This window comes from Gordonia liuliyuniae (assembly GCF_021739025.1).
GTDB lineage: Bacteria > Actinomycetota > Actinomycetes > Mycobacteriales > Mycobacteriaceae > Gordonia > Gordonia liuliyuniae.
This window is the reverse complement of sequence record NZ_JAKKOT010000001.1, coordinates 114,900-129,802: the sequence shown is the minus strand read 5'-3', so window position 1 is coordinate 129,802 and position 14,903 is coordinate 114,900. Positions and strand designations below refer to the sequence as shown.

At 67.0% G+C, this 14,903-nt stretch carries 9 protein-coding genes and 2 pseudogenes; 7 read left to right on the top strand and 4 right to left on the bottom strand.

Features of this window, described 5'->3' with window-relative positions; all coding sequences use genetic code 11:
* Positions 1-18: 18 nt before the first annotated feature.
* A complete protein-coding gene (locus tag L5G28_RS00615; RefSeq protein WP_236996740.1) occupies positions 19-1,002 on the bottom strand; it encodes a TIGR00341 family protein in 984 nt (327 codons plus the stop codon).
* A gap of 161 nt (positions 1,003-1,163) precedes the next feature.
* Here L5G28_RS00615 and L5G28_RS00610 point away from each other — a divergent pair, with 161 nt between their 5' ends.
* The 3 genes and pseudogenes from L5G28_RS00610 to L5G28_RS19375 form a co-directional block, all read left to right on the top strand.
* Entirely contained in the window at positions 1,164-2,360 is a 1,197-nt protein-coding gene (locus L5G28_RS00610) for an NAD-dependent epimerase/dehydratase family protein (RefSeq protein WP_236996741.1), read from the top strand.
* 170 nt (positions 2,361-2,530) lie between these two features.
* A complete protein-coding gene (locus L5G28_RS00605) occupies positions 2,531-4,213 on the top strand; it encodes a hypothetical protein (RefSeq protein WP_236996742.1) in 1,683 nt (560 codons plus the stop codon).
* Positions 4,210-5,790: pseudogene (locus L5G28_RS19375) on the top strand (glycosyltransferase family 2 protein); the annotation flags it as partial. The gene L5G28_RS00605 and the pseudogene L5G28_RS19375, both read left to right, overlap by 4 nt.
* A gap of 185 nt (positions 5,791-5,975) precedes the next feature.
* Here the strand turns inward: L5G28_RS19375 and L5G28_RS00595 are convergent.
* Positions 5,976-6,911 (bottom strand): LysR substrate-binding domain-containing protein, encoded by a 936-nt coding sequence (locus tag L5G28_RS00595; protein ID WP_236999875.1) that lies wholly within the window; start codon positions 6,909-6,911, stop codon positions 5,976-5,978.
* A gap of 108 nt (positions 6,912-7,019) precedes the next feature.
* Here L5G28_RS00595 and L5G28_RS00590 point away from each other — a divergent pair, with 108 nt between their 5' ends.
* Positions 7,020-8,588 (top strand): malate:quinone oxidoreductase, encoded by a 1,569-nt coding sequence (locus tag L5G28_RS00590; RefSeq protein ID WP_308191930.1) that lies wholly within the window; start codon positions 7,020-7,022, stop codon positions 8,586-8,588.
* A 61-nt stretch (positions 8,589-8,649) separates the two neighbouring features.
* Here L5G28_RS00590 and L5G28_RS00585 read toward each other — a convergent pair.
* Positions 8,650-9,579, bottom strand: a pseudogene (locus tag L5G28_RS00585) (Glu/Leu/Phe/Val dehydrogenase dimerization domain-containing protein); the annotation flags it as partial.
* A gap of 224 nt (positions 9,580-9,803) precedes the next feature.
* Here L5G28_RS00585 and L5G28_RS00580 point away from each other — a divergent pair.
* Complete coding sequence (locus L5G28_RS00580; protein WP_236999874.1) at positions 9,804-10,748, top strand: LysR substrate-binding domain-containing protein; 945 nt, start codon at positions 9,804-9,806, stop codon at positions 10,746-10,748.
* Here L5G28_RS00580 and L5G28_RS00575 read toward each other — a convergent pair.
* Positions 10,733-11,698, bottom strand: a complete 966-nt coding sequence (locus L5G28_RS00575) for a D-2-hydroxyacid dehydrogenase (RefSeq protein WP_236999873.1) — start codon at positions 11,696-11,698, stop codon at positions 10,733-10,735. The two genes, L5G28_RS00580 and L5G28_RS00575, sit on opposite strands and share 16 nt — an antisense overlap.
* 92 nt (positions 11,699-11,790) lie before the next feature.
* On the opposite strand from L5G28_RS00575, the gene L5G28_RS00570 reads away from it, so the two are divergent.
* Together L5G28_RS00570 and L5G28_RS00565 are read left to right on the top strand one after the other, a co-directional pair.
* Entirely contained in the window at positions 11,791-13,083 is a 1,293-nt protein-coding gene (locus tag L5G28_RS00570) for an aspartate aminotransferase family protein (protein WP_236996746.1), read from the top strand.
* Positions 13,080-14,543 (top strand): NAD-dependent succinate-semialdehyde dehydrogenase, encoded by a 1,464-nt coding sequence (locus L5G28_RS00565; RefSeq protein ID WP_236999872.1) that lies wholly within the window; start codon positions 13,080-13,082, stop codon positions 14,541-14,543. The genes L5G28_RS00570 and L5G28_RS00565 overlap by 4 nt, the downstream gene beginning before the upstream one ends.
* The last annotated feature ends 360 nt before the right edge of the window (positions 14,544-14,903 follow it).

Sequence of the window (14,903 nt, the reverse complement as noted above, 5' to 3'; positions counted from 1 at the left end):
GGCAGGCGCTCCCGCGGTTCACGGTGCGCTGGTCGTCCGGTCGCCCACGACGTGGACGAGGACGACGCGAGGATGCCACGGGACCAGGGCGTCGACTGACTCCTGCAGGTCGCCGAGGGGAGGGAGTTCGGCGGGGCCGAGCACGAAGACAGTCGCAGTGCTGCCATGCAGGGTGACGTCGGCGACCTGAGCCCCTGGCACCTGGCCCATCCAGCCGCTAGCGGCGTCTGCGATCTGCGCCGACCACAGCGAAGTCATCGAGTTGATCGTCATGGGAACGGCGACGGCGACGAGCGCCGACGCCACGATCGCGTACGCGCGCCACTGGTGCCTGCCTGTGGTCTTTGGCTTCCTATGGTAGCCAGCAAGCGTCAACACGATCATTGCAGTGAGCACGAGAGCGACGACGTTAGAGACGAACAGTATGAACGCTCCGACGGCGAGCCCCGGTGCGTCGGAGCCGAGGCACACACCGACTACGCCGAGCGGGGGGACCAGGGAGATCGCGACGGCGACGCCGGGCAGCACGTCTCCGACGTCGCGACGCGTGAGTGCCAGCGAGGCGACGACACCGGTCGCGAGGGCGGCGGTCAGATCCATCAGCGTGGGTGAGGTCCGACCGGTCACCTGCGAGTTCGTGAGCACGTCCGTCGCGTCTGGCAGTAGCAGAGTGAACACGTAGCCGAGTGCGACGACCACGACGACGCCCGCGGTCAGCAGGCCGGCGCTGCGTAGCACGAGACGCGAGTCGTGCGATGTGACGCCGAGTCCGATCCCGAGGATGGGAATCGACAGCGGGGCCACGATCATCGCGCCGATCACGGTCGCCGTCGAATCGGACACGACTCCCGAGATGGCGATGACGGCCGCGAGAACCAGCATGATCCAGTACGCCGACTTCTTTGAAGCGCGATCACCGGACGATAAGTCCAGTCGATCGCGGAGTTCGTCGACGGATCGCCGTTGGTGGTCGGGGACGAGAACGCTGAGTGCGGCAGACATCGGTGTACCTCGTCTCGTGGATCGCAGCCGGTCTATCGGCCGATTGCTTCGGTTGTGCCGCAATCAGCCGCGTCCGGCTGAAGAAATCACCCGCGGCGGGCGAAGCGGCGACCGCTCGATCCGGCGCAGACTTCGGTGAAAAGCGATGTGAGGAGCCTCGAATGCGAATCATTGTGCTCGGCGGAGACGGGTTCTGCGGGTGGCCGAGCAGCCTCCGTCTCGCCTTGCGCGGTCACGCGATCACGATCGTCGACAGTCTGGTGCGTCGTGAGATCGACCGCGAACTCGGCGTGGACTCGTTGACGCCGGTCAATTCCTTGCCCGAGCGGCTGGTTGCGTGGCGAGAAGTGACGGGCACGTCGATCGGCTTCGAGCCATTGGACGTAGCAACTGACTACGAGCGTCTCGTACAGGTACTCGGTGACATCAGACCGGACGCTATCGTGCACTTCGCCGAGCAGCGAGCCGCGCCCTACTCGATGAAGTCGCCGACGCACAGGAGGTACACGGTCGACAATAACGTGAACGCGACTCATAATCTCCTGGCCGCGGTCACCGAGGTAGGGGTGAACGCACACGTCGTCCACCTCGGCACGATGGGCGTGTACGGCTACGACACGGTGCCGATGGACCTACCCGAAGGGTATCTGACGGTCAGCTATCCGGACCGTGACGGCGACACACACGTCCGGGACATCCTCTATCCGACGCAGCCGGGCAGTGTGTACCACCTGACGAAGTCGCTCGATCAGCTTCTGTTCCAGTTCTACGCGGTCAACGACGGCCTGCGGATCACCGATCTGCACCAGGGGATCGTGTGGGGCAGTCAAACGGCAGAGACCTCGCTGGATTCGCGACTGGTGAACCGCTTCGATTACGACGGCGACTACGGCACGGTCCTGAACCGATTCCTTGTCGAAGCAGCCGTCGGCCTCCCGTTGACGGTGCACGGGTCGGGAGGGCAGACCAGGGCGTTCATCAACATCAACGACAGTGTGCAGTGCATCGCGCTGGCCGTCGAGTCGGGCGATGACGTCGGGGACCGCGTCCGCGTGATGAATCAGATGACTGAGACCCACCGGGTGTCAGACCTCGCGGCCATTGTCGCCGAGCTCAGCGGGGCCGTGGTGAGTCATGTGGAGAACCCTCGTCGCGAAGCGGAGGTGAACGATCTATCAGCCCGCAATGACCATCTCGTCAATCTCGGTCTCGACCCGATCGGGCTGCGGTCCGACCTGCTCGTCGCGGAGATCGAACTTGCCCGTGTCCATGCGGCCCGAGTGAAGCCTGCCCACGTGCCCGCTGAGTCCTGTTGGAATCGAGAACGCGTCGCCGCCAGAGAGACGACGACGCAGTGAACGGCGATAGTTCGCCCGACGAGTCGAGCGGGTACCACCGCAGCGAGCACCAGCGGACGGTGCCGCCGTTCGCGTGGTGGATCCTCGCTGTCGCTTGTGTGTTGCTCCTCGTGCTACTAGTGGCACGACCCGAGTGGTTCGCTCGCTCGGCAGACGATGACAGTCTTCACGTGTCCGCCGATCGACACATGCAGCGGACCGTCGACGGCAGCGGTCACCCGGACGGGCTGTGGCTGAACGACGACACACCGTCGGCAAGCTTCACGGTCCGTGTCCCCGTAGACGTCGGGCAATCGCAGACACGGATCCGCCTGCGTGGCAGCACACAGGTCGGGCACGACGCCATGGCCTTCCTCGCCGTCACCGTCGACGGCGACCAGGTCGACCGGAGCGAGCTCTCCCACGGGGACGGCGAACTCGAGCGGACTGTTGATGTCCCCGAGGGGGCAGTGGCGGACGGGCAGGTGCGTGTACAACTCCGGCTGGACGGCTCGCTGCACGACCAGACGTGCTCAACTGACCACTCCACTGGGGCCAACGTCCACATCGCAGCAGACACCGTCGTGGAAGCCGAACTCGACGAGCCGGTCGGCACGGTGCGCGACGTCGTCGCGTCGTGGGACGACACTGTCACCGTGGTGGTACCGAACGGCGAGAATCCATGGCGGACTGTTGCCGCGCAACTCGGCGTCGGACTCACTCAGTCCGGCCATAGAGTGACGTACACCGACTCCGTGCCCGATGACCGAAGCGACCTCATTATGGTGGGCACCGACCAGCAGCTCAATGAACTCGGCTGGAGCGCGTCATCGGACGACCCGATTTCGGTCGGCACGATCGGTGACATGCCCGCCCTCGCAGTGCACAGCCCATCGGCGACAGAGGCGACGCGACAGATCACGGGTCCACTCGTGGCTACTGCGGACGGCACCGGTGGGGATCCGCGTCGGGTGCCATCTGAACAGGGAACGCTGGGCGACGTCGATCTGGGCGACCTCGGCGCCGATCTCGCCACTGCGACGGTCGTCGATTCGCACACCTGGCGAGTCTCGTACTCACTGGCCGACTTGTCCGACGGTCACCTCCCGGCGTCGGCGCGAGTCGGTTGGCACCTGCCTGCGAGCCCACCGGACCTCACATGGATCGTTGATACTTCACTCAATGGCCGACTCATAGATTCACGACCTGTTCGTAGGGACCGCCCCGTCACGACCATCGCGCTGCCTGCGGAAGCTCAACGGATCGACAACACACTGACGTTCACGGTGCAACGCGACCGTGACCTAGGTGGCTGCGATGTGCGACAGACTCCGTACTCGATGGCACTGGACCCCGATTCGGTGTTGTCCCTCGGCGACGATCCGGGTGCGGGATTCACTGCGATCCCCCGAACACTCGCGCCAGGCTTCGCCGTGTACGTGTCCGCGACACCTGCCGAGGACACAGTTGCAGTGTTGAATTCGGCGGTGCCAGTGCTCGCACAGTTCATGCCTGTGGATGCGGCGCCCGACTACCTGTGGGGGCGTGCCCCCGAACCTGGCACACCGTTCATCCAGATCGGTGCCGACGGGAGAGTGTCGACGCCGGTTGCAGTCGCCGACGGACGCCTCGTATCCGGAAGCCCGCCGCGTACTGATGTCACCGCGATGGCCGATGGCGTCCTTGTCGCCTGCGGTTCGGTCGGCAACCGGGTCGCGGGCCTGGTCGTCGTACCCGTCGGTCACGGGGCGACGGCCTTGCCGCCGTTCGGCACAGAGTCGGCACAGGTCATCACCGGGAACGGTGCGGTCGCTTTCACCGCAGACGGTTTGCCGATCGATGACGCTCCACGGCGAGCGGTCGCGCCGGGATGACTGGCGCCGGGGAGGTACGGGAGCCGGCGGTCGACTACTTCCGATCCGTCGACAGTGCGCCGGTGGATTATGCAGTCGATCGTCCGGCGTCGGGCACCAACGGGTTCCTGGTGGTCTTCGCGGCGTTGTGCATCGTAGCGATGTGCGTGCGGACCGTCAGCGTGCGGAGCGGACTCGACATTGGACCGAACGATATCGTGCTGTTCGCGGCGGATCGGGGCGACGCAGCCGTCCCCACGAGGCTTTTCATCGTCATCTTCTTTATTGCATACGCGGCGTTCGCCTATTCGAATGTGTGGCGGAGGGCCGTGCTGGGGGCGTCGCTGGTCGGGAAGTTCGCAGCGTTCTGCTTGGGGCTCGACGCGATCGGGTGGGCGTTGCATCACCTCGGGCTCATGTCGGTGCCGGTATTCGGACTGCAGTTGATCTCGGGGCTGGTTGCTCTTGCGATCCTGCCGCACACGATCATGCGCCAGGCGCGACTGCCTGCGGACGGGCCTGCGCCTCTCGGCCCGCGCACGCCGCTTTCGGCGTACCTGATCCTGGCGTTCTCGCTCGTCGTCGCACTGTTCGGGGCGACGCTCGCATTGCGACTGCTCGGTGCGGAAGTCGATGCGCTACAGCAGATTGCAATCCTCGGCGGAATCGGGCCGGGTGTCTTTCTCGTGCAACAAATACTCGCATGTGTGACGGCAGCCTTCGGCTGGCGACGACTGCGTCGGATGGACTCGATCGTGTTCTCGCCGCGGGCTGCGGTCATCGTGCCTGCGCACAACGAGGCGCACGACATCGCCGACACGATCGCCTCAGTCGACCGTGCAGCCCAGACTTATGGCGGAGACATCCGTCTCTATGTCGTCGACAACGCGTCCAGCGACTCGACTGCCCGAGTAGCGAGGGAAGCGATCGCGGCGTGCACGTCCCTCACCGGCGAGGTGACTGACTGCCCGAAGCCGGGAAAGGCGATCGCCTTGAATACGGGTATTGCACGGATTACCGAGGAATTCGTCGTTCGGATCGATGCGGACACAGTCATCGGTCCCAACTGTCTGCAGCGTGCGATGCGACACTTCGTCGATCCGCGGGTCGGGTCTGTCGGGGGCATGCCCTTGCCAGCAGCGGAGCAGACGTGGATCGACAAAGTACGGCTCGTCGAAGTGTACGTGCGGCATGGGTTCTTCCAGCTGTCGCTCACTGGATACCAGGGGGTACTCGGGGTGCCGGGCATGTTCGCTGTATACCGGAGGAGCGCGTTGACGCGAGTCGGGCCGATGGTGCAGGGGATGAACGGTGAGGACACCGACATCTGCCTGCGTCTGAACTCGGCCGGCTACTACACCGTCGCTGATCCGACAGCCGTGTACTACAGCGAGACGCCGCGCACCTATGCACACCTCCGCGAACAACGGACGCGCTGGTTTCGCAGCATTTATCACATCGCGGCACACAATCGTTCGATCCTCTTCGACCGCCGTTCCATGACAGGAACCTTTGTGTTGCCCTTTCAATTGGTCAATGCCGCCCGTCGGGCGATGCTCGCTCCACTGCTGTTGTTCGCTGTCATTGCGGAGGTGCCGTTCCACATGACGTTCCTGCAGATGGCATGGCAGCCAGTGGTGGCGACCATCCTCGGCATGCCGATGGTCGTGACCGTCTGCGTTTGTTTGGCCACTCGTCCACGGATCATCCGGTATGTTCCTGCATACCTCGGATTTCGGGTGCTGCGAAGCTACTTCACTCTAGGTGCCGCTTTGTCTCTCCGTTACCCACCGGTGCATCCGAAAGATGAATGGGTCCGCGTGTGGCCGCTGCTGGCGAACCCGGTCCGCTCGATGATGAAGTCCGACAGTCCTCGTGCGGCCGGATTCAGGCGCGACGTCGCTGAGGAGAGCCCCACGGCACGGCGATGCTCGCCGAGGAGGCGAACCTGAGCCGTCCCGTCCTCCGGTCGGTGGGTGTACGGCAGCAGTGCGACGCCCAGTCCGAGTCCGACGAGCTCGCGGACCGTCGCGAACTCGGTGATCTCTACTGTGATGTCCGGATCGAATCCGGCTGTTCGGCACCATGTCTCGGTCAGTTGGCGGAGGTTGTACGTTGCCGGATTGGCGATGAACCGCTCGCCGGACAGGTCGGCGAGATTGATGCGTGAACGCGCTGCGAGACGATGCCCGGCCGGGACGGTCGCACAAATCTCCTGAATCGCGACGACGGCGTGAGGCAGCGCGTCCGGCGGCGGGATCGTCAGGGCGAGATCGAGGTCGCCGCGTCGTAGGTCGTCGACGAGTTCGGCGCCGTGGGCCTGCTTCAACTGCAGTCGGATATCGGGGTGAGCCCGGTTGAAATCGGCGAGCAGGCTCGGGACGGTGCCGTGCCCCATGGTGAGCGGGAAACCGAAACGGACGGTGCCGTGCTCGGGGTCGGAGTCGTCGGTCACGTCGGCGACGGCGGCCTCCAACTCGGCGAGCGGCCCACGGACGGTCTCGGCGAGGCGCCGCGCGGCTGGAGTCAGGCGCACCGCCCGGCCGTCCCGCGAGATCAGCGGGATGCGGAGAGTCTGCTCCAATGCGTGCACGCGCCGGCTCATCGACGACTGGGGGATCCCGAGCGCGTCGGCGGCCCCGGTCATGTACCCGTCATGGTCGGCGAGCGCGGCGAGCGCTCGCAACTGCGGGGCCAACTCGACAGTCCATTGATCCATAATCGGATGGTAATCCTGACAGATGTCATTGGACGGATTGATATGCGCGGACGATCGTGGAAGGCGGAAAGCAACTCGGTCAACTGCAGTCAGCGTCAGGAGGCGGTTATGGAAGACACGAAGGTCTCGACTCGGCTCAATCCGCAGGACGACCTCGACCGGCACGAGGAGCAGGCCGACGTCGTGTTGATCGGTGGCGGCATCATGTCGGCGACGCTCGGTTCGATGCTGGCGGTGAGCGACCCGACTCTTCGGATCATCGTCCTGGAGCGGTTCGACGACGTGGCGGCCGAGAGCAGCGGGCCGTGGAACAACGCGGGCACCGGACATTCGGGCTTCTGCGAACTCAACTACATGCCCGACCCGACGGATCGCACGAAACCCGCGGAGATCGCTCGGCAGTACCGGCAGAGCCTGCAGTGGTGGGCGCACCTGGTTCGTGAGGGGCTCGTCGATCCGACGCGATTCATCCATCAGACGCCTCACCTGAACGTAGTGTTCGGGACCGACGGCGTCGACTACCTGCGTGCTCGTCACCAGACGCTGTCGGCCGACCGGCTGTTCGACACGATGGAGTTCACCGACGATCCGGCGATGATCGAGCAGTGGGCGCCGTTGCTCATGGATGGTCGTGAACCCGGGGAACCGATCGCAGCGACCCGACAGGTCCGCGGCACCGACGTCGACTTCGGCGCTCTGACGAGAGCTCTGCTCGACGTCGTCGTCGAACGGGGCGGGCAGGTGCGGACCGGGCACGAGGTCCGCGGGCTGCGTCGCCGGCCGGACGGCGGTTGGACGGTGCGGGGGACGATGTCCGGCGGACGACCCTTCGCTGTCGACGCCCAGCGGGTGTTCGTCGGTGCGGGCGGCTTCGCGCTGCACCTGCTGCAGAAGGCGAAAGTCCCGGAGGTCCGCGGCTACGCGGTGCTGCCGGTCGGTGCGGCCTTCTTCCGCACGGGCAACGCCGACGCCGTCGCCCGCCACGATGTGAAGGTGTACGGACAGGCGGAGCGCGGTGCGCCACCGATGTCCGTGCCGCATCTTGATCGACGATTCGTCGGCGGCCGCGACTACCTGATGTTCGGCCCGTACGCGACGTTCAGCACCAAACTGCTGAAGAAGGGGTCGCTCGTCGACTTCTTCACCACGCTGCGCTGGCACAACCTGCACGTGATCGGCGCGGCGATGCTCCACAACGTCGACCTCGTCCGATACCTGGTCGGGCAGCTCTCCGCGCGGCCGAAACGCAAGTTCGCCGCACTTCAACGATTCTGGCCGAACGCCGAGTTCGACGAGTGGGAGCTGGTCCCCGGTGGGCAGCGCGCACAACTGGTGAAACCGCATCCGACTCGGATCGGCGACCTTCAGCAGGGGACCGAGCTCGTCGTCGACGGCTCCGGAACGATCGCCGGCCTGCTCGGCGCGTCGCCGGGCGCGTCGACGGCGGTGTCGATCATGGCTGATCTCGTGCGTCGCACGTACCCGGCCGACACCGCCGCGACGCTGGACGCGGCCTTCGCCGAACCCGCCGACGACCTGCTCACGGAACTACGAGTGGCTCCGGATTCCGGACCGTCGCCGACACATCCGCAGCCCAGCGGATCGGGCCGTCCGACGGCCTCCACCCCGCGACCAGCGCCGTCACCTTCGACGTCATCTGGGCGTCGAGCAGGCTGAACGAGTCGCGGTAGTCGTCGCCCACCCAGCCGAGGAGAAGCCACCACGCCCAGGCGACGGCGCCCGCGTTGGCGATGAAGTCGGGCACGACGGCGATACCGCGTGCCGTCAGGTCCAGTTCGGCGTCGATCGTGGTCGGTGCGTTAGCCGCCTCGACGACGATCGCGGCGTCGATCGCCGCGCAGTTGTCGGCGGTGATCGCGTACGACACCGCGGCAGGGACCAGGACGTCGCACGTGGTCGACAGGAGCGCCTCGCGCGGGAGTCGCTGCACCGACGCCGGGACCTGGTCGCGGTCCATCTCGCCGAACCGGTTCCGCGTGTCCAACAGCGCCGGGACGTCGAGGCCTTCCGGGTCGTACAGAGTCCCCGCAGCGTCCGCGAGTGCGACGACCCGAGAGCCTGCCTGGTGGAGGTAGAACGCGGTGCCGCCGCCCATCGTGCCGACACCCTGGACGGCGACGGTCGTCTCGCGCGGCGAACGACCGGTGGCGCGGGCCGCCGCCAGGACCGCACGTGCCACACCGAATCCGCCGATCACATCACCAAGAGCTCCGCCGGGCGCGTGCGCGTGAAGTCCGGCCATCACCCGTGCGGTGGTCGCTGCCGGATCGTCCGAACGTGCGATTGCCGCGTGATACGACTGCGCCATCCCCAGCCGCGCGAACACGGTGTCGATGAGATCCTGTGTCACGCCGAGATCCTCGGCCGTTACCCAGTGGCGGTCGAGATACGGACGCATCGCGTCACAGAAGCGAGTGAGCACGTCGACGGCGCGCGGATCCTTAGGATCGAAGTCGATGCCGCCCTTGGCTCCACCCACCGGCAGGTCGAACGCGGCCGTCTTATTCGACATGCCGTACGCGAGATCTGCGACCTCGTCGACCGTGCACCCCGCGCGCATCCGAGTGCCGCCTGTCGCCATGCCCTGAACCAGCGAGTCGACGACGAGCCACCCGACGGCGCCGGTCTCGGCGTCGATCCACTCCATCCGCAGGTAGGGCGAACGCCTGCGAGGAGTGGCCATCGTTCGGGCGGCCGGTGTCTCCGGGACGGCGGGGACCGATCCGGGCCGTTCGATCGGGGTGAGTGTCATCGTGTGCCTCCTTCCGGGTGTGCCTCCAGGATGGCCGCTGACCTGCGGATATGTCCACGTGTTGATTGTGAACACGACTGTTCGCTTTAACCGATCACCAACCGACCTACCCTGGAGGCATGGAGGTCACGCTGCATCGCCTGAAACTTCTCAGGGAGCTGCGGCGCCGCGGAACTGTCCGGGCGGTCGCCGAAGCCCTCCACTACTCCACGTCGACCGTGTCCCAACAGCTGTCTCTCCTGGAACGCGAGGCTGGAGCCGACCTCTTCGCGCGGCACGGCCGCCGGATCATGTTGACCGAAGCCGGCGAACTCCTCGCCGACCATGCGGACGAGATCCTCGACGCCGTCGACAGTGCGGGCACGGCCATCGAATCCTTGCGCGACGGCTCGGGGGCGACCCTGCACGCCGGAGTGTGGGCGTCGGTCGCGACTGGTCTACTGCCGACCGGGCTGTCGCTGCTCGCGGAGCGGTCGCCCGGCATCGTCGTGCACTCGGTGGAACTGATGCCCGAAGCCGGGTCGGACGCGGTCCGGGACGGGTCGTTGGACGTCGCGTTCGTCATCGACTACTCGAACTACGCGATGCCCAGCAGCCCGACGTTGACGCGCAGACTGGTCGCTGTGGAACAGATGTACGTGGCCGCGCGGACGGACGCACTCGGCCCTGGCCCGGTGGAGCTCGCCTCGATCGCCTCGGATCCGTGGATCCTCTCCGACGCGCGGTCGCACTTTGGCCGTGCAGTCCGAATCGCGTGCCGCAACGCCGGATTCGAGCCGGAGGTGCGGCACGTGGTCGGTGAGCAGCCGACCGCTATGGCGCTCGCCGCGGCCGGGCTCGGAGTGACTCTGGTGTCCGACCTGGCCGCGCGGACGGCTCCGCCCGGCGTGGACCTGACGCCCCTCGCCACCACCTTCGAGCGGAACCTGTCGCTCACCTATCGGATCCGCGACGAGAACCGCTGGCCAGTCCGACGATTCGTCGACGCGGTGGTCGACGCCGCCCGCGCAGCCGGACTGCGGACGCCGGACGCTACGCTGCAGACCACTCAGCCGGAGACGTAGCCGCGATGCTTGTCGACGGCCGGACCCGGCAGTCCGCCGTCTCGATAGACTCGAAGGTGATCGAGGAACTGGGCCGACAGTTCATCGCGCCAGCCGACGACGTCGCCCGACATGTGCGGGCTGAGGTGGGCTCCGGGCAGCGTCCACAACGGATCGTCGTCCGGCAGCGGTTCGGTGTCGAACACGTCGAGGTGGGCCTCGACCCGACCCGCGGCGATCTCGGCGGTCAACGCCGACTGGTCGAGGAGTGCGCCGCGTCCGACGTTGATGACGTGCGCCCCGTCGGGGAGTGCGGCCAGTTCTCGCGCGCCGAGCATGCCGCGCGTCGCATCGGTGAGAGGCGCGACCATGACGAGGTGGTCGACGTCGGGCAGGTGGTCGGCGAGATCGGCGGAGTCGACGACGGCGCCGAAATCAGGGTCGTCGTCGCGCGGGGTTCGGCCGGCGCCCCGCACGTCGAGCCCGACGGCGTGCAGCATCCGCGCGATGGCGCGTCCGATGCCACCGGTTCCGACGATCAGCACCCGTCGTCCCGCGACCCGTGTCGTCTCCCGGTGGCGCCACTCGCGGCGACGCTGCAACTCCTGCGTCAGGTGCAACTGCTTGTCGCGTGCGAGGACGCACGCCAGGACGTACTCGGCGATCGGGCCGTCGAAGACGCCGCGGGCGTTGGTGACCAGGACATCCGAGTCGCGGAGGTCGTCGAACAGGATCTTGTCGACGCCTGCGGCGGCGACGTGGACCCACCGCAGCGTGTCGGCGGCCTGCCAGGCGTCCGCGAGCGCGTCCGAGAAGATGTCCCACACGAGGAGGACGTCGGCGCCGGGCAGTTCCTCGGCGAGCGTCGAAGCCGTCGCCGTGCGGACCTGCGCCAGCTGTGCGACGGCGTCGAGATCGGCAGGCGGGGCGACGCCGTCGGCGGTCAACAGGACGACGGTCGGTGCGCGCATGGTTCCACCCTAACGTCGGAGGACTGCCCACAACGAATATTGTCTACAATCCTACCGTTGACAATGTCTGCGTTGCGGCACACACTGGCCTCATGAGCAGCGCATCCCTCTCCCCAATCCTCAAGCAGGCGACTCCGGTCGTGGTCGAGAGCGCGTCGGGGTCGTGGATTCACGGCATCGACGGTCGCGACTACCTGGACTTCACCACCGGTATCGGAGTGACGAGCACTGGGCACTGTCACCCCGACGTCGTCGCGGCGGCGCAGGCGCAGTGCGCGAAGATCATCCACGCGCAGTACACCACGGTCATGCACCAACCGCTGCTCGAACTGACCGAGCGGCTCGGTGACCACCTCCCCGACGGGATCGACTCGGTGTTCTACGCGAACTCCGGGTCGGAGGCCGTGGAGGCGTCGGTCCGGTTGGCGCGCATGGCGACCGGGCGTCAATACATCGTTACGGTGCAACGCGGATTCCACGGACGCACCGTGGCGGCGGCGTCACTGACGACAGCGGGCACCAAGTTCTCGGCGGGCTTCGGCCCGCTCATGTCGGGAGTGGCGACGACGCCGTTCCCTGACGCGCTCCGTCTGCGGATGTCCGTGGACGAGGCCGTCGCTTACGCACTCGCCGAGTTCGACTTCCTGCTCGCCACCCGTGTCCACCCGAGCGAGGTCGCGGCGGTGCTCGTCGAACCGTTCCTCGGTGACGGCGGCTACCTCGCGGTGCCGCCCGCATTCCTCGCCGGGCTGGCCGAGCGGGCGCGCGCACACGGCGCGTTGATGATCCTCGACGAAGTGCAGGCCGGGGTCGGTAGGACCGGAAAGTTCTGGGGCCATCAGCACACCGACGGCCTCGTCCCGGACATCCTGATCACCGCGAAGGGCATCGCCTCAGGTTTCCCGATCTCTGCGATCGCGGCGCCCGAGGAGATCATGGCGAAGGCCTGGCCCGGGTCGCAGGGCGGAACGTATGGCGGCAACGCCGTCGCCGCGGCGGCCGGAGTCGCCACCCTCGGCGTGATCGAACGGGAGGGCCTCGTCGAGAACTCTCGGGTGCGCGGCGAGCAATTGCTCGCCGGCTTGCGCGCCGACCTCGCCGGCGTTCCGGAGATCTGCGACATCCGGGCGACCGGGCTGATGGCGGCCGTCGAGTTCGGCGACCCGACCGCGTCGGCGGGTGGACCCGATTCGGTCGAGGCGGCGCGGCTGGCGGGCATGGTCCAACAGTCGTGCATCGACGAGGACCTGTTGACGCTGACGTGCGGGCCGACCGGGTCGATCGTGCGGATCATCCCGCCGCTGGTCGTCACCGCCGACGAGATCGACACGGGCGTGCAGCGATTCGGTCGAGCCGTGCGTCGAGTGATGGGAGCGCAGTCATGACCCGCGCCGTCGCCGACATCGTCGGGACGCTGGGGTCGGGGATCTACCGGGACGGCGAGTGGCATCGCGCCGCCTCCGGCGGCACGTTCACCGTTGAGAATCCGGCCACCGGCGAGACCATCGCGACGCTGGCGGACGGGGATCGCGCAGACGCGAGCGCAGCCATCGCCTCCGCCGCGGGCCACCAGCGCGACTGGGCGGCAGTTCCGGCACGTCGCCGCTCGGAGATCCTGCGTCGCGCATACGAACTCGTCGTCGAGCGGACCGACGAACTGGCTGCACTGATGACCGCCGAGATGGGTAAGCCGCTCGCCGAAGCGCGCGGTGAAGTCGCGTACGCCGCCGAGTTCTTCCGGTGGTACGCCGAAGAGGCCGTCCGGATCCGCGGTGACGCGCGGCGTAGCCCCGACGGGAAGTCGCGGTTCATCATCACCGCCGAGCCCGTCGGCCCGTCGATCCTCATCACCCCGTGGAACTTCCCGCTCGCGATGGTCTCCCGGAAGATCGGTCCGGCGATCGCCGCCGGATGCACGATGGTCTACAAACCGGCCAACCTGACGCCGCTGACGTCTCTGTACGTCGTCGACCTCCTCTCGGAAGCCGGACTTCCCGACGGCGTGCTGTCGGTGGTGTGCACGACGTCGCCCGGCGACGTGGTGTCGACCTGGATCGACTCCGGACAGGCGCGGAAACTGTCGTTCACGGGGTCGACGGAGGTCGGGAAGCTCCTGTTGGAACAGTGCGCGCGCGGCGTCCTCCGCACCTCCATGGAGTTGGGCGGCAACGCCCCGTTCATCGTGTGCGAGGACGCGGACCTCGACACCGCGGTCGACGCGGCGATGGTCGCCAAGACCCGGAACATGGGCGAAGCATGCACGGCCGCGAACCGGATGTTCGTGCACCGCAGCAGAATCGATGAGTTCGTAACCGCGCTCACCGAGCGGATGTCAGCGCTCACCGTCGGTGACGGGGCGGTCGCCGGAACCGATGTCGGGCCGCTCGTCGAAGCGAAGGCGGTCGACAAGGTCGACCGCCTCGTGGCCGACGCGGTCGACCGCGGAGCGACCGTGATGTGCGGCGGTCGACGCGTGGACGGCGTCGGCCACTTCTATCAGCCGACGGTCCTTACCGACGTCGCACAGGACGCCGACCTGATGAGCACCGAGATCTTCGGTCCGGTGGCCGCGATCGTCGGCTTCGACACCGACGACGAGGCGGTCGACGCGGCGAACGACACCGAGTTCGGGCTCGTCGCATACGTGATGACGGAGTCCGTCGACCGCGGACTCTCAATCGCCGAACGCCTCGAGTCGGGGATGGTCGGATTCAACACCGGCCTGGTCTCGAATCCGGCCGCACCGTTCGGCGGCGTGAAGCAGTCGGGACTCGGCCGTGAAGGCGGGCTGACCGGGATCGACGAGTTTCTGGAGACCAAGTACGTCGGGATCCCAGTCAAGTGAACGGCTAGCGTCGGCGTCGCTGCCGTGTGAGCCGCCGTCAGATAGTCGGATGCGGCCTCGACTCTTCGTACGTTCGTCGACGACTGTGACGCCGGGAGCGGGTTGCGGAGAACCGTGGGGTCGATGTGAGCCATACGGGGCCCATGACGTGGGCGCAACGCGCGTGGAGTGCGGTCCTTTACGCCGCGCCCGCTGCGCTCAGCCACGAACACGGCTACCTCACGAACGTCGAACGCGCCGTCGCACCCTTCGGCTCACGTTCGGCCAGGTCTACGATCGTCCGTGCTCGACGGCAGGGAAGGTCGCCATCGGTCTGTCGAACGAGGGATGGACCGGCGCTCTGCATCCGTGCGCCACACC